The organism is Formosa sp. A9, from assembly GCF_051200825.1.
Taxonomy (GTDB): Bacteria; Bacteroidota; Bacteroidia; order Flavobacteriales; family Flavobacteriaceae; genus Formosa.
The window spans coordinates 3106409-3127501 of sequence record NZ_CP195158.1 but is presented as its reverse complement, the minus strand read 5'-3'; the positions used below and the strand labels follow the sequence as shown (position 1 = coordinate 3127501).

20 protein-coding genes are annotated in these 21093 nt (G+C 32.8%); all 20 read left to right on the top strand.

The window, feature by feature from the left end; translation table 11 throughout:
* The first annotated feature begins 7 nt into the window (after positions 1 to 7).
* Entirely contained in the window at positions 8 to 973 is a 966-nt protein-coding gene (locus tag ACR9EA_RS13735; protein WP_435134189.1) for a sulfotransferase domain-containing protein, read from the top strand.
* A gap of 15 nt (positions 974 to 988) precedes the next feature.
* Positions 989 to 1861 (top strand): glycosyltransferase family 2 protein, encoded by an 873-nt coding sequence (locus ACR9EA_RS13730; protein ID WP_435134188.1) that lies wholly within the window; start codon positions 989 to 991, stop codon positions 1859 to 1861.
* Complete coding sequence (locus tag ACR9EA_RS13725) at positions 1858 to 2601, top strand: acyltransferase (protein ID WP_435134185.1); 744 nt, start codon at positions 1858 to 1860, stop codon at positions 2599 to 2601. Before ACR9EA_RS13730 ends, ACR9EA_RS13725 begins: the two co-directional genes overlap by 4 nt.
* Positions 2601 to 3572, top strand: coding sequence for a glycosyltransferase family 2 protein (locus ACR9EA_RS13720; protein ID WP_435134182.1), 972 nt, complete (start codon positions 2601 to 2603; stop codon positions 3570 to 3572). Before ACR9EA_RS13725 ends, ACR9EA_RS13720 begins: the two co-directional genes overlap by 1 nt.
* A gap of 51 nt (positions 3573 to 3623) precedes the next feature.
* Complete coding sequence (locus tag ACR9EA_RS13715; protein ID WP_435134180.1) at positions 3624 to 4898, top strand: hypothetical protein; 1275 nt, start codon at positions 3624 to 3626, stop codon at positions 4896 to 4898.
* 18 nt (positions 4899 to 4916) lie between these two features.
* Positions 4917 to 5780 (top strand): sulfotransferase domain-containing protein, encoded by an 864-nt coding sequence (locus ACR9EA_RS13710; RefSeq protein ID WP_435134177.1) that lies wholly within the window; start codon positions 4917 to 4919, stop codon positions 5778 to 5780.
* A 23-nt stretch (positions 5781 to 5803) separates the two neighbouring features.
* Complete coding sequence (locus ACR9EA_RS13705; protein ID WP_435134174.1) at positions 5804 to 7045, top strand: hypothetical protein; 1242 nt, start codon at positions 5804 to 5806, stop codon at positions 7043 to 7045.
* An 86-nt stretch (positions 7046 to 7131) separates the two neighbouring features.
* Positions 7132 to 7884 (top strand): hypothetical protein, encoded by a 753-nt coding sequence (locus ACR9EA_RS13700; protein WP_435134172.1) that lies wholly within the window; start codon positions 7132 to 7134, stop codon positions 7882 to 7884.
* A gap of 161 nt (positions 7885 to 8045) precedes the next feature.
* Positions 8046 to 9212, top strand: coding sequence for a glycosyltransferase family 4 protein (locus ACR9EA_RS13695; protein ID WP_435134170.1), 1167 nt, complete (start codon positions 8046 to 8048; stop codon positions 9210 to 9212).
* Positions 9213 to 9215: 3 nt separating this feature from the next.
* Positions 9216 to 10193: a glycosyltransferase family 2 protein gene (locus ACR9EA_RS13690; protein ID WP_435134167.1), complete on the top strand. Its 978-nt coding sequence runs from the start codon at positions 9216 to 9218 to the stop codon at positions 10191 to 10193.
* Positions 10194 to 10266: 73 nt separating this feature from the next.
* Positions 10267 to 11445 (top strand): polysaccharide pyruvyl transferase family protein, encoded by a 1179-nt coding sequence (locus tag ACR9EA_RS13685; protein ID WP_435134164.1) that lies wholly within the window; start codon positions 10267 to 10269, stop codon positions 11443 to 11445.
* Positions 11446 to 11559: 114 nt separating this feature from the next.
* Positions 11560 to 12963 carry a hypothetical protein gene (locus tag ACR9EA_RS13680; protein WP_435134161.1) on the top strand — a complete coding sequence of 468 codons (1404 nt, stop codon included), beginning with the start codon at positions 11560 to 11562 and terminating at the stop codon, positions 12961 to 12963.
* Between the two features lies 1 nt (position 12964).
* The gene (locus ACR9EA_RS13675) at positions 12965 to 13942 is read left to right on the top strand and encodes a glycosyltransferase family 4 protein (RefSeq protein WP_435134159.1); all 978 of its coding nucleotides are present in this window, start codon (positions 12965 to 12967) and stop codon (positions 13940 to 13942) included.
* A gap of 13 nt (positions 13943 to 13955) precedes the next feature.
* Positions 13956 to 15098: a glycosyltransferase family 4 protein gene (locus ACR9EA_RS13670; protein WP_435134156.1), complete on the top strand. Its 1143-nt coding sequence runs from the start codon at positions 13956 to 13958 to the stop codon at positions 15096 to 15098.
* Between the two features lie 19 nt (positions 15099 to 15117).
* Complete coding sequence (locus ACR9EA_RS13665) at positions 15118 to 16059, top strand: UDP-glucuronic acid decarboxylase family protein (RefSeq protein ID WP_435134153.1); 942 nt, start codon at positions 15118 to 15120, stop codon at positions 16057 to 16059.
* Positions 16060 to 16376: 317 nt separating this feature from the next.
* Complete coding sequence (locus tag ACR9EA_RS13660) at positions 16377 to 17468, top strand: acyltransferase family protein (protein ID WP_435134150.1); 1092 nt, start codon at positions 16377 to 16379, stop codon at positions 17466 to 17468.
* Between the two features lie 46 nt (positions 17469 to 17514).
* On the top strand, positions 17515 to 18084 hold the full coding sequence (locus ACR9EA_RS13655) for a putative colanic acid biosynthesis acetyltransferase (RefSeq protein ID WP_435134147.1): 570 nt from the start codon (positions 17515 to 17517) through the stop codon (positions 18082 to 18084).
* Positions 18085 to 18172: 88 nt separating this feature from the next.
* Entirely contained in the window at positions 18173 to 18925 is a 753-nt protein-coding gene (locus ACR9EA_RS13650; protein WP_435134145.1) for a glycosyltransferase family 2 protein, read from the top strand.
* Between the two features lie 171 nt (positions 18926 to 19096).
* Entirely contained in the window at positions 19097 to 20245 is a 1149-nt protein-coding gene (locus ACR9EA_RS13645) for a glycosyltransferase family 4 protein (protein ID WP_435134142.1), read from the top strand.
* A gap of 79 nt (positions 20246 to 20324) precedes the next feature.
* Positions 20325 to 21092 (top strand): polysaccharide biosynthesis/export family protein, encoded by a 768-nt coding sequence (locus ACR9EA_RS13640; protein WP_435134140.1) that lies wholly within the window; start codon positions 20325 to 20327, stop codon positions 21090 to 21092.
* Position 21093: the final 1 nt, after the last annotated feature.

Below are 21093 nucleotides of genomic sequence, written 5' to 3'. Positions count from 1 at the left end.
AAGTAACATGGAATTAAGAAAACAAAGATTAATTAAAATTTTTGTTACCTATATATATAAATATTATCCCAAGCAGTATGACAAAACCATATGGTTAATTGGGTCGGGGCGTAGCGGCACAACTTGGGTGTCTTCTTTAATTAATTTTAATAATTCCTTTAGAGAATTATTCGAACCTTTCCACCCCAGTTATTCCGAATTAAGTGCCGTTGGTTTTTGCCAACATAAATATTTAAATGATGCAAATGATAATATAGCAATAGAAACGTTGTCTTCTCAGATATTGAAGGGCAATTTTTATCAAAAACGATCAGAGGAAGCAAATAGGTTTATATGGCAAAGACCGAGATATAAAAATATGTTGATTAAAGATATTTTTACAAATTTATTGGCCTATCAGATTTGTAAAACCAATAAATATGTAAAACCTGTACTCTTAATTAGAAATCCGTTTTCTGTGGCATTATCTAAATCAAGAACTAAAGATTGGTATTGGATGACAGATCCGATAGATTTTTTAAATCAGAAAGAACTTATGAATGACTTTTTGAATCCGTTTGAAAACTTAATTAAGGATATTTCTAAAAATGGTACTCATTTAGATAAGCAAATATTAATATGGTCCATAATTAATTATGTTCCTCTTAAACAATTTAAAGGAAATGAGTTATTAGTAACTTTTTATGAGGACTGGGTAATAAATCCAGAAAAAGAGTTAAATCGTATTCAAGAATTTGTGAAATTAGATTTATCTGTGAATGGCGATTTTAAAGATTTTAAAAAATTTAAGAAACCCTCAAAAACATCGGTTACCAATAATTTCAGTATATCAAACTGGAAGAGTCAAATTAATCAAGAGCAACTAAAATCGGCTTCAGATATTTTGGAGCGTTTTGGTTTTAAAGAGTTGTATGATGAAAACTCAATTCCCAACCATTTTATTTTAGAATCATTAATAGAAGAAAATAAATAAGATTCGATAAGATAGATGAAAGCAAATCCTTTAGTATCCGTTTTAATGACGGTTTATAATAGAGAAAAGTATATAGCAGAAGCCATACAGTCTGTAATAAATTCTACCTATCAAAACTGGGAGTTAATTATTGTAGATGACCGTTCTAAAGATAACTCAGTTGCAATAGCAAAGTCTTTTGAAGAAAAGGATGAACGTATAAAAGTTTACATAAATGAAGTTAATTTAGGAGATTACCCTAATCGAAACAAAGCGGCTTCGTATGCTAAAGGGAAATATATAAAATATGTTGATGCAGACGATATGATTTATCCTTATGGTTTGGAACAATTGGTGTTTTATATGGAGCAATTCCCAGAGTCTGGATACGGTTTGTGTTCGTTAGAACAAGATAAAGCTCAAATATATCCGTTTCTATTAAGTCAAGAGCAAGCTTACAAACGGCATTATTTTGTACAGCAGATATTTCATAAGGCACCATTATCAGCTATTATAAAAAAAGAAGCGTTTGAAGCAGTAGGTAAATTTACAGGTAAACAGCATTTAGGCGATTTCGAGCTTTGGCATTTGCTGTCTCAAAAATATCCTGTAGTATTAATGCCCCATGGTATCGTGTGGTACAGAGAACATGACGATCAGCAGATGAATGATAATCGTACCGATCCTTATGTGCCGTTTAAATATATTTTGTTAGCAGAAGAATTATTACAAGTTACGGATTGTCCACTATCTGAAACTGACCGTCTATTAGCTGTAGAAAATGTGAAAAAACAGCAAGGAACGGCTGTGATTTCAGCAATAAAACACCATTCACTTGCTAAGGCAAAAGAAATGGCTAAAGCTTCAGGTAAAAGTTTAGTAGAACATTTAAAATATAAATTAAGTTGATAGTATTTCAATTTATATCATATACATTAAAAACGGTATTACGCCATGTATTTTGGCTATATAAGTTATCGCAGTCATCGATAGGGAAACAAAGTCAGATTGTATTTCCTGTTATTCGTGAAGGTGCAGGAACATTAACCATAGGCGATAAGGTTAGATTAGAAAAGCACACTAATTTAGGCATCGGGCAGAAAGGAACACTTTCTATTGGGCAAGCAGCAGTATTTGAAACTCAGTCGACTATTTTGGTGAATAAAAATTGTCAAGTCACTATTGGTGAAAATTTTAAATTAGGTGCCCACGCCAGATTGTATGTTAATAACCATTGGGAATTTGGAAATGATGTGAAAATTGAAACGCATTGCGCTATATTTTCAAGAGAACCTCAAGGCCAAGGCATTCTTAAAATAGGTAATGGCACACATATTGGTGATTTTACAATTATAGATCTTGTGCAAGATGTTACATTAGGTAATGAAGTAGCCATAGGGCCTAATTGTACGCTGTATACCCACGACCATGAATACACCAACAAGGAGTTGCCTGCTTGGAAAGGTGGTTTAGTATCGAAACCTATCTTTATAGAAGATGGTGCATGGATAGGCTCAAATGTTACCATTTTACCAGGAGTAACTATTGGTAAGCGAGCTGTAATAGCAGCTGGATCTGTAGTGACTAAAAATGTGCCAAGTGAAACGATATATGGCGGGATACCAGCAAAATTGATTAAAGAGATATAATGCAACCTCTAGTATCTATTATCATTCCCTTATACGATGCCGTTACTTTTTTTGAAGAAACGCTGCAATCTGTATTACAGCAATCGTATAACAATATTGAAGTAATTGTTGTAGATGATGGTTCTACAGACGGATCTTGGGAACTGGCCGAATCTTTTTTAAGTGATAAGATCAAAGTCCTTAAAAATAAAGGGAAAGGTGCTTGTGCTGCCAGAAATTATGGCTTTGATGTAAGCTCTGGCGATTATATTCAATATTTGGATGCCGACGATCTGTTAAGTTCCAATAAAATTGAATGCCAAGTCAATGCTTTAAATGGAGTTCAGAACAAATTGGCAGTTTGCAATACCATACACTTTTACGATACAATTGAAAATGGTAGTTGTTCCGATGTCGATTATGTATTTTCTACAGACACTCCAGAGGAATTATTTATAAAACTTTGGGGAGGTTTAGATGCAAATATGAATATGGTACAAACCAGTGCCTGGTTAATACCTAGAAAATTAATTGAGCAAGCAGATCCTTGGAACGAGCAATTAGCTAAAGACCAAGATGGCGAGTTTTTTGCACGGGTAGGGTTACAGAGTGAAGGAATAATTTATGTTCCTGAGGCCAAAAATTATTACCGAAAACATATTAAGGGGCAAAATATAGCCTCAAAAAAGCAGATAAAACATATAGAAAGTAATTTGTTGGCCACGAGTCTAAAAGCCGATTATTTGTTTAAAAAAACTGAATCTCAGCAAGCTAAACAAGCAATTGCAACCCAATATAAACATGTGGCTATGGAGGCTTGGCCTGAGTTTAAAGATATCACTAAGCGCGCACTAAAGTCTTGTGAAGATTTAGGTGGGAGTGCTTATAATCCAATTTTAGGAGGAACAATGATCGAGTTAATCAAAAAGATCTTTGGTTGGAAGTTGGCAAAATCCGTTGCTGTTAACGGACGAAAATTATTAAACCGATAAGCTATATATTGTTAATATAGCGTATTTAAGAATCACGAAAAGAAAACGGCATTGAAACACCTACTATTTTTAACCACAAGTAATTTAGCTACTAACCCCCGATTGTATAAAGAACTACAATTGGCATTGCAAGAAGGCTACAAAGCTACGGTGCTTCAGTTTAAATTACATAATTGGAGCGATGCCAAAACAAAAGTGTTACATTCTGAACTTGAATTAGCATATCCTGAGGCAGCAGATCGCTTGCAATTAGTCGATATAGAGGCTATTCCAACTAATAAATTAGATTGGTTGTATTGGGGACTGAGTGAAAAAGTGGCTAAAAAGGCTTATTCGGTATTCTCAAATCATTTAAAATGGAATGTTTTAGGGAACTCTAGAAGAGCATTTCAATTATTGAAGACTGCAAGTCAGATTGATTTACGTGTAGATTTAATTTGCGCACACAATTTAGGCGCATTATATCCAGCTTACCAATTGGGTAAACAATGGGATGTACCGTTTATTTTTGATGTAGAAGATTATCATCCAGGAGAAACTGTTGCGTTTGATGCCGAAAATGAAAAGCGTCGGCGAGAATTTTTAATGAAAACACTGTTGCCAAAGGCGAAGGCAGTAACGTTTGCCAGTCCGCTTATAGCACAATACACTACAGATTTAGTGGGCCAGTTTAACAATTCGGAAACGATCCTTAACGGATTTAATGCAGAAGATTTTACCTTTCAGGAAGATAATAAAGCTGATGAAGTATTAAGTTTAGTCTGGTTTAGCCAGAAAATAAGTTATGGCAGAGGCTTAGAGGAGTTATTCTCTGCTTTAGAGATGCTAGTAGAATCTCATTCTGAAATCGTTTTGGATTTGATATTAATAGGCGATATGGATGCCAATTTTCAGAAGGAAGTTATAGTACCTTTACAATTACAGTTACAAGACACGAACATTGGTCTGCAAATAAAAGAACCATTACAACAACGTGAACTTCATGCCGAAGTTAGTCAGTACGATATAGGTCTGGCGTTAGAATTTAATTCAACAGATTTAAACCGTCAGATTTGTTTAACAAATAAAATCATCACTTACGCCCAAGCAGGGTTATATATTTTAGCAACCGATACCCCTGCTCAAAAAGATTTTTTAGAATCTAACAAAACATTGGGCAGATTATGCGGTCAAAATACACTCGATATATCTAAAGCTATTACTTCTATTTATAAAGAAAAACCAGAGATTATAAAGAGTAAAGCAGATAGGTTAGAGTCTGGAAAAGTCTTTAGCTGGAATAAAGAAAAAGAAAAGTTACGACGTATCTGGCTTACTTTTGTTTAATATATATCCTTATAAACTATGCAACCACAATTTATAGTAGCAGGTGCAGCAAAGGCAGGTACCACAGCATTGTGCGAATATTTAGGAAGAGATCCTAAGATTTTTATGACATCCCCAAAGGAGTTGGATTTTTTTTTAAGACCAAGAACTCCAGAGGATGTTGAAGAATATAGTGTCTTTTTTAAAAATGCAGGTCAGTTGTTAGCAGGCGAGGGTTCGGTGTCGTATTTGTCTAATGCACAGCAAGCAGCACCACAGTTGAAAGCTAATTTTCCAAACTTAAAATTAGTCTTTATGCTAAGAAATCCTGTAGATCGTTATGTGTCTGATTTTTGGTTTTATGTAGCAAAAGGTACAATAGTTAATAAGCGTAATTTATTTGAAAACATTTTATTAGGTAAAGAGTCCTTATACATTCACAATGGGAAAGTAAACTTTAGAGATTATTTGATAGAGCGTGGTCAATATGCACAACATTTAAAAATATTTATGCAGTATTTTGATGCTTCTCAAATTCATATTATTTTTTTTGAAGATTTCATTAAAGAACAGGAGCGTACAATAAAAGATTTATATAAATTTTTAGGTGTAGATTATGTTCGAAAAGAACAAGTTGTTAAACAATCTAATAAAACGGTTTATCCAGGTAGAATGATGCCTCTTTTTGTGCTTTGGAAAAATGTTAAACGATTTTTGCCTACTAAAATTGTAAATAATAAAGCTTTTAAGGATAAGTTGTTGGGAGTTAAGTCATTATTTTTTAATAATAAAAAACCAAAATTATCTCAGGCTTCGAAAGAAAAATTGAATAAAATTTATAAAACTTCGATAACAGATCTAGAAGTTTTACTAAACAAAGATTTGTCTCATTGGAAATTGTAATTTAATTTCAAAAAATAAAATTATTGAAAACAGTACTTATTATATATCCACATTGGGTGCCTGCTAACTTAGCAGGTGTACAGCGCCCACGTTTAATAGGCAATTATTTAAAATCGTTTGGCTGGCATCCCTTATTGCTAACAGTCGACTCGAAATATTACGAAGAGACGCCCGATCCTGTAATTGCTAAAACAGCTTCTAAAGATATTGAAGTGGTTTATACAAAGGCGTATAAAGTTTCAAAACCACGCATTATAGGGGATATTGGTTTGCGAGCGTTTCCGTTTTTAAAAGAAAAGGCTTTAGAACTCTGTAAAACACGAAAAATAGATTGTATATGGATTCCGATACCGTCGTTTTATACGGCGTTGTTAGGCCGTATTATTCATGATAAAACAGGTATTCCGTATGGGATAGATTATATAGATCCATGGGTGCGGGATATCACCAATCAAAGCGATACACGTGCCAAGTTAAGTCAGCTGGTTGCACGAAATTTAGAACCTTATGCTGTAAAAAAAGCATCGTTTATTACAGGTGTGTCTACGCCTTATTATTGGCCGGTTATCGAGCGTAATTTTAAAACTCCTCCGGCACATGTGGGTATGCCATATGGTTTCGACCCTAACGATCATAAAATACAATTACCTAATTTAAAAATGCCATGGTATGGAATGCCAAATTGTAAACCTTGGATTTATGCAGGAGCATTCCTACCGAATTCCCATGTGTTTATGGATGCGTTTTTTAAGGCCATTGCTAAATTAAAAGATGATGGAAATTGGGATCCAGCAATACGCTTGTTTTTTATAGGAACTGGACCCTATCCAGCAAAGCGTATCACCGCTTATGCAGCAGATTATGGCCTAGAAGATATCGTAATCGAGCAACGCGAACGCCAGCCGTTTTTGTATATTCTAAATTATTTAAGTGCAGCCGATCGCGTGATGCTTTTTGGAAGCACTGAAAAGCATTATACGGCATCAAAAACCTATCAATGTTTATTAAGTGAGCGTCCTTTATTTACAGTATTGCATGGGGAAAGCCAAGCGGTACAGGTTTTAAAGGATGTGAAAGCAGACCCCTTTTTAGTGCCTTATCATAACAGTGATATTAATGAAAACGTTTCAGAAGCTATGGTTGATACCTTAAAAGCTTTTCAAAAAGAAGATTTGAACTGGCAACCCGATTTAAGCGAATTAAATCAATATTCGTCCAAAGAATCGGCTAGAGCTTTGGTTGAGGTGATGGATAGTGTTGTATAAAAAAGTATTAAATAAAGTCTTCTAAAATGTAAAAACTAATTGAAAAATTACTATTAAGAGGATTTTAAAAAAAAATAAGTATACCTATGTCAAATATAAATATGCGAAAAACATTATCTGAAGTTAAATCTAAATTTGAAATTCAATTTAGTAATTCTAAATATCTATTCATCCTCAGTCATATGCGGAGTCGTTCTTCAGTTCTTTCTCATATTTTAGGGAGTAATGAAGGTATATGCGGTTATCGCGAAATGCATAAATCATATGTAAATTATAAGGATGTTGTAAATATGAAAGCAACTTTGAAGGAGGAATTTAAAGATGAAATAGAAGGAAGGTATTTATTGGATAAAATTCTTCATAATAATCAGGAGATTTCTAGAAAAGTTATAGACATCACAAATCCTAAATTTATTTTTTTATTGAGAGAACCTGAGAGTACTATTAAAAGCATTATAAAAATGGGGATTACTAGAGGTAACGATTTGTATAAAAACCCAAAGGATGCTACCAATTATTATTGTTCTCGATTAAATAGACTCTCTGAACTTGCAGAAGTTCAGAATCGTGATTTTATTTTTGTCGATTCAGACGATCTTGTTAAAAAAACAGATTCTGTTTTAAGTAGTTTAACAGGTTGGCTGGGGCTTGAATCACCTCTAACTAGTGATTATAAAATATTTAATAACACTGGAAAACCAAGTCATGGAGACCCATCAAAAAACATATTAGGAGGGAAATTAATGAAGACGGGTGGGCATCCAGAGATTGAAATTCCATCTCAGCTTCTGCAAGAAGCTAATGTTTCTTATGAAAGATGTAAAAGGATTTTAACTTAAAGATTTTATTGAATCATAAAAATCAAATATGTGACGAGAAGTTTGAAGATATTAGAAAGTAATATAATGGATGCGAAATATATAAGGTTTATGATTCTTATGTTAGGTCGTTAATAAAATAATATAAATATAATTTTATATAGTAAGAAATGACTCCAGTCATGAAAAAAATAGCTATAGTATCTACACACCCTATACAATATAACGCACCTTGGTTTAAATTGCTATCTGCCAAATCAGAAGTAACTTTAAAAGTATTTTACACATGGTCTCAGGCAGCAGAAGATGTGAAAGATAAAACATTTGGAAAAACGATTAAATGGGATATACCGCTTTTAGAAGGCTACGATTACGAATTTGTTGAAAATAGTTCTAAAGATCCAGGAACGCATCATAAAAATGGTATAAATTGTCCAGAATTGGTTTCGAAAATAGCGGCATGGCAGCCTGATGCGATTTTGGTTTTTGGTTGGTATTTGAAGAGTCATTTTAAAGTGATGAAACACTTTAAAGGAAAAATTCCAGTTTGGTTTCGAGGCGATTCTACACTTTTGGATGATCATCCAGGATTTAAACAGCAACTCAGAAAATATTATTTAACTTATGTTTACAGGTATATCGATAAGGTATTCTATGTTGGGTCTGAAAATAAAAAATATTTTAAAGCAGTTGGGCTTAAAGACAAGCAATTAATTTATGCACCACATGCTATCGATAATGATCGTTTTTTTGATTCCGAATCTAAGCTGTATGAGGAACAGGCCAAGAAATGGCGCTTAGAATTAGGGTATCAGCCTGATGATTTAGTGGTGTTATTTGCAGGGAAATTCGAGCCTAAAAAGCAACCAGACACCTTGTTAAAAGCTGTACAAGATGCAAATAAACTGAGAACGCAGCCAGTGAAATTACTTTTGGTGGGGCATGGCCCTTTAGAAGCCGATTTGCAACAACAGGCAAAAGGCGATACTAATATAAAATTCTTATCGTTTCAAAATCAATCTAAAATGCCAATACTGTATCGTTTGGGAAATGTGATGTGTCTACCTTCCAAAGGGCCAGGCGAAACTTGGGGGTTGGCGGTAAATGAAGCCATGGCTTGTGCAAGACCTGTAATCGTGAGCGATAAAGTAGGCTGCGCTACCGATTTGGTGCAACCCAGTGAAAATGGTTTTGTAATTAAAGCCAACGACAGTACTACTTTAAAACAAGTACTTTTAGACATTGATCAAGATGAATTAAAAACCTTGGGGGCTTATGCGCAAAATTATATTAAACAATGGAATTTTGAGCGCATTGTTACTGCTCTTGTTAACCAATTGAAATCTTAAGCTATGAAAGATCAAACTATCGATATTTCTGTGGTGATGCCTACTTATAAGGGCATGCCATTAATGAAACAGTCATTGGAATCATTACTAAATCAGAACGATGTTACTTTTGAAGTTTTAGTTGGAAACGATTGCCCTACAGATGAAGCTACTAAAGTTTATTTAGATAGTGTAAAAGATTCTAGATTAAGAGTATTTCATCACCCTCAAAATTTGGGGCTTTTCGGAAATCTTAATTTTTTAATAAAGCAAGCCAAGGGAAGTATTATACATTTATGGTCCCAAGATGATATCATGATGCCTAATTGTTTATCTGAAACGGTGAAGTTTCATAAAGAAAATCCAGATATTGCTTATGCTTTTAGCCGTGTTGAGGTGATTGATGAATATGGAAAACTGATAGAGAAAATGCCTATTGGTAAAAATGAAACAATGAGTTCTTTAACTCATGATTTAACCTCCATTCTTGTAGGTAGTGTTCCTGGAAATATAGCTAATGTATCCATTAGGAAAACTGTTTTTGAGCACTATGGTTATTTTAGAGAAGATTTAAAATATTCCGGCGATTTCGAGTTTTGGTGTCGCATAACGGATACATTACCAGTAGGCATTATACAAAAGCACTTGATACAGTTAAGACGTCATACGGGACAACTAAGTCGAAACCCAAGAATGTGGATTTACCGCATTCAGGAAAATGATGAGATTATTAAAACATTTATGTCACGTGTTCCAAAGGATAAAAAAAAGTATTTAGAACGCGGTTTGTTATGGCGCGTGTATAATCAATACTTTGGACTGTATTTAAATTTATTACGTTCTGGAGATTCTCAGGAAGCCAAAGCATTTTTAAAAGTGATTAAAAAATATAGTAGTGTGCCGGGGTTTTATCTCCGATATGGTTTTTTAAAAGGGTTGCGTATAATCAAACAAGATAAACCTTTTTTACACTGGTTGTATTACAATAAAGCATTTGCTTAATATGAAACAAAAAAGTCAGGCTATTTGCAAGTGCAGACAGTAATAATTTTACTATTAACAATAAATTAAACTTATGTCTATTAATACTGCAATTAATATTTTGGGAGCTTATGATCGCCATAACTATGGCGATTTATTATTTCCTATTATTTTACAAAATTTTTTAAAAGATAATCTTGATAATGAAAAATATTCTATAAATATATATGCTATTTTAGAATCTGATTTAAGTAGTTATGGAGCCTTAAAAACAAAAAGGATAAGTGATTTATACGAATCGATGAAAGGAGATTCGTCTGTTCTTATAGTCGCTGGAGGCGATGTTTTAACAGCGCAATGGGCATCTGTTTTATTGGCTTTAGATCACCCTGGGAAGGTACTTATGAAAGGGGGGAGAGTAACAAGCCGACTTTTTAATAGAAATAAGTTAGCAAAATACTTATTAGGGGGAAAATCAGATTGGCCTTTTGTAATTAAAAAATCCGATTTCCAAAATTTAAAAGCGCTATTATATAATTCGGTAGGAGGAACTAATTACCATAAATTTGCAAATTTATTTGATGGATCTCTTTTTGGGGATTATTTTTCGGTTAGAGATGAAATTGTTTGTAATTCAATTAAAAAACAGTATGAAGCTGTCAAATTAGTTCCAGATTCTGCAATTATTATGTCTGAATTTTATCCTTTGGATACATTAAAAACAATGATTAGTTCTAGTGTTAGTAAATTTGCCCAGGAACAGTCTTATGTGTTTTTCCAAATAAATAGGACTTTGGCTAGAGGTAAAGAGACAGAGTTAGCTCAAATCCTAAAAAGTATCTCTGAAAAATTTAACTTAAAAATATGTTTATGTCCAATAGGGAGAGCAAACAAACATGAAGATCATGTGCCATTACAGGATATTCATGCTATGCTCGAAACACAATCATTTTATATAGACCATCCATCAATTTGGGACACTATGTTTTTAATAGCAAATTCTCGAATGTATATTGGTACTAGTTTGCATGGAGCTATTACAGCAATGAGCTATAATGTACCTTATATGGGCATTGAAGTTACTAAGTTGAATCAGTATTTAAAAACATGGTCCGTTGAACCATTAAACAAAACTTTTAAGATAAACAATATTTTGAACAACTTCAACGAAATTATAAATGTGGATAAAGAATTGTTAAAACAATCAAGAGACAAGCAAATACAGCTTGTGAAAGAATCTTTTGATAATATGATACGTATAATTAAAGATTAACATTTAAAAAAACAAGAGCTGGAGCGTAATACGCCTTGTTATATTTTTTAAAACAAGAACGGTGAGCATTAAATTAAAATTACGAACAGAAAAAATAAATAGAACTCAAGTAAATTGAATAAAGAAGCGTCTAAAATTATTGGAATTTTGGCGGTGCCATGGCTAATAGGTGCTATAATGGGGCCACATTTTATGTCGAGTATGTTGGCTTTTTTAGCATTGGGTGTAATAATAAGTCTGTTTTTTAAATTGCGGAATCCGATTTATTGTATTTTGTTTTTTGCCTTAGCATTCCAATGGTTAGCTATAAATATAAAAATAGTATATGGTAATATTATTGGGTTAAGGTTAGACGAACAGTTCAGTTTTTATCAAAATATTTATAGGTTGTATGATGCAAATACGATTAGTAATATTGGATTGATATGTTTTAGTCTAGGCTTGTATTTAGCAACAAGGAAAAAATTATCTAATATTACAATAGACGATATTATAGATCCGAGCTACTCTGTAAGAAAAATTTTAATTGCCTATTTAGTGCTTACATTTGGCTTTACATTCTTATTTGTATTAAAACGGTTTATCCCCGGTATTAATACCGTTTTAGAGGCGTTTTCGAAACTAAAGTGGGGTGTATTCATTTGGGCATTTATTTATGCTAATTATTATAAAAGAGATTTAAAACTTTTGTATTTGGTAATAGCAGCAGAAATTTTAATTGGTTTTACAGGTTATTTTTCATCGTTTAAAGATATTATTATTGTAACAGCAATTGGCGTTTTAAGTGTTCTGTATAAAATTGATGGCACTAAATTATTAAAACTGTCCATTCTTGGTGTAGCTACTTTGTGTTTAGGCTTAGTTTGGACCGCTGTAAAATTCGATTATAGGGAATATCTTTCAGGCGGGGGAGGTCAGAAAGTTGTAGTTTCACAGGGAGAAGCTGTTAATAAAATGATTGAGTTATTGGAGGGACTAGATGCAGAAAAGTTAGAAGATGCTACAGATGATTTATTAGACCGAATCAGTTATATCGAGTTTTTCTCCATTACTTTAGATAATGTGCCTAGCGTTCTGCCTCATGAAAATGGAGCGATATTTAAAGAATCTGTATTGTTTTATTTTAAGCCGCGGATATTTTTTCCTGACAAGGGAATTATAGATGATTCCGAGCATACAAATAAATACACCATGTTGGGGTTGGCCGGAGATGGAAAAGCATCGCATAGTATTGGTTATATGACGGATGCCTATATTGATTTTGGTCCTTTGTATATGTTTCCTTTTTTAATGTTTTTGGGAGCCATTTTTGGCTATGCAGTTGTATTGTTTGCTAATAAATCAAAAAATATGTTTTGGGCTATTATTTTTATCGCTCCTTTTTATTTCTTAATAAGTATATATAGTTTTAATATGATGAAAGTAATGGGGAAGTTTATAACCTATTTAATTCCTGTTTTTTTTGTAAGAAATATATTATATAAACAATTTGATCGTTTTTTTCGAGTAACTGCGTAAAATGAAAGTCAACTATATTTTTAGAAAACGTTTACAACAATTCAATAGTATTGAGGAATTGTTTTATAGTATAAAGGCAGCACTGGTAACAGATAACCTTATTAAGGTTACGAGCGTACCGTTTTCTGGAGGTTCGCCTAATACGATTTTAAAAAATTTAAAGGCTTTCTCGAAAGAAAAAGAAACGGTATATCACATTACAGGCGATGTGCATTATATGGCTTTAGTTACAGGGAAGAAGACGATTTTAACTATACATGACATTGGCTCTGCATTTCAAGGGAATGTGTTAAAACAATTATACATTAAGTTGTTTTGGTTTTGGTTGCCAGCTATATTTGTAAAGAAAATTACAGTGATTTCAGAATTCACTAAAAAGGAACTGTCTAAAATTATTCCCTTCGCAATACAAAAGATTGTTGTAATTCCCAACCCCGTAAATTCGAAACTAAATTATACTCCTGAAACTTTTAATACCACTTCTCCTCAAATTTTATTAATAGGGACTAAACCAAATAAAAATTTAGAACGTACTTTTGAAGCTTTACAGGGGGTAACATGTAAATTGTATATTGTTGGTAAACTCACCGAAAAGCAAAGTGATTTGCTAAAGAAATATAATTTAGAATTTATCAATGTGTTTCATGTGCCGTATGATTCCATAGTGAAAGCCTATCAAGATTCAGATTTGGTATTATTTGCTTCTACTTATGAAGGATTTGGAATGCCTATAATAGAAGCTCAAGCTATTGGGCGACCAGTAGTTACATCAGGTTTAGGAGCTATGAAAGAGGTTGCTAATAATAGTGCTTGTTTGGTCGATCCGTATGATGTAAAGTCAATTCGGGATGGCGTTCAACGAGTAATTGATAATGCTGAATTTAGAGGAACTCTAATAGACCAAGGAAAAGAAAATATTAAGCGATTTCAATTAGAAATTATTGCAAAACAATATCAGGATTTATATAAATCCATTTAAATAAGGCTAGAATTTGAAAAGTAATAAAGCTAAAGTATTAATTTTTATAGACTGGTTTTTACCAGGAACCCGATCTGGAGGGCCAGTGCGATCGTACGCAAATTTAATTACGCATTTCGAAAACGAATTCGAGTTTTATATAGTAACGCGAGATACAGATTATTGCGAAACACAACCCTATACAAGTATTAAGTCAAATACGTGGAATCAATGGTCTAAAAACACTAAGGTGTATTATGTGTCTAATGATCAATTAAATAAAGAGACAATTAAAAAGGTTATTGCCAGTACAAATTTTGATTATGGGTATGTTAATGGTATATATTCGTTATATTTTTCAATATTGCCCTTATTTTATTTAAAGAAAACCAATAAACCTGTAATTGTTGCGGCACGAGGTATGCTAAACCCTCAAGCATTTTCAGTTAAAAAGCATAGAAAACAATTGTTTTTAAAGCTGGCTAAAGTATTAGGGCTTTATAAGAATATAACATTTCATGCTACAAATTTAACTGAAGCAGATTATATAAAAACTATTACAGGTCAAAGTCAGGTTAAAATAGCGGCTAACTTGCCAAGGATACTGTCGGAAACAGTTAAAGAGCGTTACAAAGTTTCAGGAGAAGTATCAATGGTAAGTATAGCTAGAATTTCTAAAGAAAAGGGAACGCATCATATATTGAATGCACTGAAATACGTACAAAATAAAAAAATACAATTAGATTTGTACGGACCAATTTACGATAGTGAATATTGGGAATCGTGTCTGGGTATCATTAATAGTTTGCCAAGTACTATTAATGTGCAACATAAGGGCGTTATCGATGGGGAGAATATTCCTGAAACTCTAAAGGCTTACGAATTTCTTGTGCTGTTATCTGAAGGAGAGAATTTTGGTCATGCTATTTTGGAAGGATTATCAGCTGGATGTCCTGTGTTGATTTCAGACCAAACTCCTTGGCAGCAGTTGGAAGATAAGCAGATTGGTTGGGACGTAGCATTAACTAATCCTGAGCAAATTCAAAACGCTTTGAATTATGCTATAAATATGGATGCAGAAGAATATAAAAAATGGTCTTTTAATGCTTTTAGATATGCCAAAGCCTTTTGTGATAATCCAGAGGTTTTAGAGGCTAATAGACAATTATTTAAATAAAGGAAATAAAAAATAAAAAATGAAACGCATATTAATCACTGGAGGAGCTGGTTTTGTTGGATCGCATTTATGCGAACGTTTATTAAAGGAAGGTAATGAAGTTATTTGTTTGGATAACTATTTTACTGGAAGTAAAAAGAATATCGAGCATTTAATGGATCATCATTATTTCGAATTGGTGAGACATGATGTTACGGAGCCTTATATGATAGAGGTAGATGAAATTTATAATATGGCTTGTCCGGCATCGCCTGTACATTATCAATATAATCCTATTAAAACGATTAAAACGTCAGTTATGGGGGCTATTAATATGTTAGGTTTGGCCAAACGAGTTAAGGCGAAAATTTTACAAGCATCTACAAGTGAAGTGTATGGCGATCCTGCTGTGCATCCACAACCAGAAAGTTACTGGGGCAATGTAAACCCAATTGGCCTGCGCTCGTGTTACGACGAAGGTAAACGTTGTGCAGAGACTTTGTTTATGGATTATCATATTCAAAATCAAGTTGCTGTTAAGATTATTAGAATTTTTAATACTTATGGCCCAAACATGAATCCTAATGACGGGCGTGTAGTTTCTAATTTTATTGTTCAAGCGTTGAAAGGTGAAGACATTACCATTTTTGGAGATGGTACACAAACCCGTTCGTTTCAGTATGTAGACGATTTGGTTGAAGGTACGATTAGAATGATGAATAGTCGTGACGGTTTTATGGGACCTGTAAATATTGGAAACCCAGGAGAATTTACCATGATAGAATTGGCAGAGAAAATTTTGAAATTAACTAATTCTAAATCGAAATTGATTCATTTACCATTGCCAAAAGACGACCCCATGCAGCGTAAACCTGTTATCGATTTAGCAAAAAAAGAATTAAACGGTTGGGAGCCTAAAGTGCAGTTAGAAGAAGGGTTGGTGAAAACTATAGCATATTTTGATAATTTGCTGAAAGCTTAATTTTTGGTTTTTATTTAATCATAGTGAGAGAATGAATTTTATCGGAGTTCTACAATTATAATAATGGCTGTTCAGATTGTTAAATAATAGTTAGTTAAGTATTTTTAAGATTTCTATTTGAATTGTGAGATTGGGTTATTTTGTTGGAATTGGCTTTTGGAAACAGTTTTGAATTTGAATAAATAACAGGATTTTTAGATTGATTTTATAGCAGGACAAAACCATTTAAATTACAGAACCAAAGGAGATAGGAAACATTAAGTTTTGAAAAGAATTTTCTATGAATAGAAATATATAATATACAAGGGTAAAATAAAATGAAATTAACGTATTATAAAAATCTTGATGGTATTAGAGCTATTGCAGCTTTAATGGTGATGTTTTTTCATTTCTTTATAGGAATTGAATCTAAAGGAGGTTTGTTAGGTTTTTTGACCAAAGTTTCAGTTTTTGGTCAAACAGGAGTCACTTTGTTTTTTGTACTATCTGGGTTTTTGATAACAAGGATTTTAATAGCTACTAAGAATACAGAAGGATTTTTTAAAAATTTTTATTTAAGAAGGACACTAAGAATATTTCCGCTATATTATTTATTTCTGTTCATATCGTACTATATCGCACCAATTTTTTTTGGTACTAAAATACCAGAATTACATCAGCAGTTGTATTATTATACTTATTTGCAAAATTTTGCTTCGACCTTTAACTGGGATGCAATTGGACCTAGTCATTTTTGGTCTTTAGCTGTAGAGGAGCATTTTTATTTATTTTGGCCATTTGTTGTCTATCTATTTTCAAATAAAAATCTGATCAAAATAATCTCTGGAATTATTATAGTAGCTTTAGTATTAAGGTGGTATATGCTTTCTGAAGGGTATCAAGTTTTTTATTTTACCTTTACAAGGTTTGATTCCTTAGCGATTGGTGCATTATTAGCAATTATAGAAATTGAATGTGGCTTTAAGAAGAGAACAGCTAAAAAGTTTTCTGTTTTACTATTGAGCTTGATAGTTCCAACCATAATGATGTGGACTATTTTTACAGGCACCGGAGATATTTATATTCAAACATTTAAATTTTTATTGTTATCAGGAATCTATTTTTCTTTAATAGGCATGTTGTTGTGTTTAAAAGAAGAGCATTTTGTAAATAAAATTTTAAGGACTAAATTTTTCTTATTTACCGGGAAAATTAGTTATGGCCTGTATGTTTACCACCCTTTGGCATATAAATTTTGTGAACATTATTTTGAAATAGAAAACGTTTTCTTGAGATTTATTGTGGGGATTACTTGTTCATTTTTATTGTCAATTATTAGTTTTTATCTTTTTGAATCCTCCTTTTTAAAACTTAAGAAATATTTTGACTATGATAAAAAACAATTAACTGCAAATGTTGCAAAAGTCTGAGGATAAGAATTAATGAAAATAGAAGAAGTTTAAGAACTAATATAGAGTGAAAACAGATTTATCTACTTATAATAATAGTTGGTATAAACCAGGCGGGAAACTAAAAGTTTTGCTTTGGTATTTCGTTAATGCGTTGTTTTTTATTAATCCGTTGAATCCTGTTTCAAAGTTAAAAGTGGTGTTGTTAAAGCTTTTTGGAGCGAAAATTGGGCAGGGCGTGGTGATTAAGCCAGGTGTTAATATTAAATATCCGTGGTTATTATCCATAGACGATTATACTTGGATTGGCGAAAAGGTATGGATAGATAATTTGGCTCAAGTAACTATTGGAAAAAACGTTTGCCTTTCACAAGAAGCGATGTTGCTTTGTGGCAATCATAATTATAAAAAATCGACTTTCGATCTCATTGTCGGTAAGATAACCATTGAAGACGGGGCTTGGATTGGCGCAAAATCGGTAGTTTGTCCAGGTGTACATGTTGAATCTCACGCTATTTTGACAGTGCAATCTGTCGCTACCAAAAACATGGAAGCTTATGGCATTTATCAAGGGAATCCAGCGATGTTGGTAAGGAAACGAGAAATTAGTCGTACGGATTTAAAAAATAGAAAATAGAATAAAGCGAATAGACTGTTTAGATACGTGTTTTTTGAGTGCTTAAAATAGGTGAATCAGGTATTCAGAATTTAGAAGTGAAAAGAGTATGAAAGTTTCAATTATAACAGCAACTTACAATAGTGAGAAAACCATAGGCGATTGTTTGCAATCGGTTTTGTCGCAAGATTATCAAGATATTGAGTATATCATTATCGATGGTGCTTCTTCAGATGGCACTTTGCCAAAAGTGGAAGCTGCACAAACTCAAAATAAAAATATCATCTGTATTTCTGAACCGGATAAAGGTATTTATGATGCATTGAATAAAGGCATCCAAAAAGCTACAGGGGATATTATTGGATTTTTACATTCCGACGATTATTTCAATTCAACCCAAACTATCAGTCATATTGTTGCTGCTTTTCAAAATTCTAATGTAGATGGCGTTTATGGCGATTTGCATTACATATCGAGTGAATCTGATACGATTGTTAGAAATTGGAAGAGTAAACCGTTTTCTGAAAAACTCTTAAAGGAGGGGTGGATGCCGGCACATCCTACCTTGTTTTTAAAGCAAAATGTTTATAAAAAACACGGCCAGTTTAATTTGAAATTTAAAATTGCCGCAGATTACGATTTGATGCTACGTATATTTAAAGATAAGGATTTAACATTCTTATATTTACCTGAGGTTGTAACAAAAATGCGAGTTGGTGGCGCTAGTAACAGAAGCCTGAAGAATATTTGGTTAAAAACGCGAGAAGATTACATGGCTGTAAAAGGGAACAATATAGGTAGTCCAGCATTGGTAGTTTGCTCTAAGAACTTGTCTAAAATTCCACAATGGTTTAAGAAGTAAAGTGTTTTATTTTCTGTAAAATTCGTTTTGTTACGGTTAATTTTAAAATGAATTCGGTTACTATAAGTTGTAATAGCAATGTAATTTTAACAGTCTTAATATTGAACGAAAAAAAAGTGAAACCTTGTACATCGGGTTTTAAGTTGTACATTTGTATTTAAATCGCTATCGATGAATTATATAAACCAGCTTATCAGTCAGTTAGACGATACTACATTATTGTTGTTTCCATTTTTATTGGCTTTAATTACCGCGTTTTTAGCATTTCCAACCATTATTTTTATTGCCCATGCAAAACAGTTGGTAGACGTTCCCGATAAACGTAGTGTGCATTCTAAAACAGTGCCAACTTTAGGGGGAATAGGTATATTTTTTGCGGTGGCCATAGTTATTACGTTAACGGGAGCTTTCTTAAATGCAAAATTATTAATGCCTATTGTAGGTGCCCTAATTATTTTATTCTTTTTAGGTGTGAAGGATGATATTTTGATTCTATCTCCAAAGAAAAAAATGATGGGACAAATTATAGCTTCATTACTTGTTATACTAGTTACCGATGTCAGAATTACTACGTTTTCTGGAATTTTGGGCATTCATCATTTACCGTATATTGTGTCTATCGCTTTTACTTTGTTTGTTTTTATATTAATTATTAATGCTTACAATTTAATAGACGGCTTAGATGGGTTAGCTGGTTCTGTAGGACTTTTAGCCTCTTTGTTTTTTGGATTTTTATTTTATAAAATGCAGGACATGTCTTTAACGGTAGTGTCGTTGGCTTTAGTAGGGGCTTTAATTGCATTTTTGTATTTCAATTTTTCAAAAGTTAGAAAAATATTTATGGGGGATACAGGTTCTATGGTTGTTGGGTTTTTATTGGCATTTCAAGCAATTGCTTTTATTAATTTAAATCAGCTTAATCCTATAGCTCAGTTTCATTTAAATGCTCCAATTATAGTACTTGCTATTTTGTTTTTTCCATTGTTGGATACTTTACGAATCTTTTATGTGCGGGTTGTCATTTATAAAAAGCACCCGTTTAGTCCAGATAAGAACCATATCCACCATCAAATGCTTCAGCTGGGGTTAAGGCACTGGCAGGTGACTTTAGTGATCTCCATAGCATCAACTTCGGTGTTAATCTTCGCATTAATGTCTCAATATTTAACTGTCAATTGGCAGTTGTTAGTTGTAGTTATTACTGGATTAATTATGTTTTCGCTACCATTTTTCATCAATTATAGTGTTTTTAACAAGCGTTTTAAATTAAATAAACTGTTAAGAAAACTCAATTTGGTGAGTTACTCTAAAGTAAAATAAAACGATTCAATTCCATCTTAAACATTTGTTTATATAGGCAATCCCTCTATATTTGTAAATGAACCCAAAATTAATTTCTGTGAGATTACCATCCCTTCTAAAATTGTTATGTGCTTTTGTTTTTATAACATCTTGTGCAACTAAAAAAGAAATATTATACTTTCAAGATAGCGGGAATATTCCAGAAGAAGTTGTAAGGCAAATGACTCAAATTCAGGTTAACGACATCTTGAATATTACCGTTAAAACTATAGATCCAGAAGCTGCGGCACCATATAATAGAACAGATGCTGCTAGTGGTGGTAACAGTAATAATACCACTATGTTAAAATTACAAGGCTATCTGGTAAGACCTGATGGGACTATTACTTTTCCGATCCTTGGAGATTTTTCAGTCCTCAATATGACCACGAAAGAGGCTCAAGAATATATCATAAAGCTTTTAGTAGACGGAGGGCATTTAAAAAAACCGACTGTAATTGTTAGAATTGTTAATGCTAAATTTACTGTTTTAGGAGAGGTAAAAAAGCCAGGTACTTATGAGTATGATGAGGAAACTTTAACGTTACCCCAAGCTTTAGGATTAGCGGGGGATTTAAGTATAAATGGTGTTAGAGAAGACATTAGAATTATTCGAGAAGTTGATGGTGTTCGTACAGTTGCACAAGTAGATATGACAAAGACGGATTGGTTTACTAGCCCTTATTATAACATAAAACAGAATGATGTTATAGTTGTTAATCAAAATGGTCCAGCAGTTAAGAGAGCGGGGTATATACCAAGTATAGGTGGTTTAATGGGAGCTGTGTCGTTTATTATTACTTTAATTCTTTTAATTCAAAGTTAAT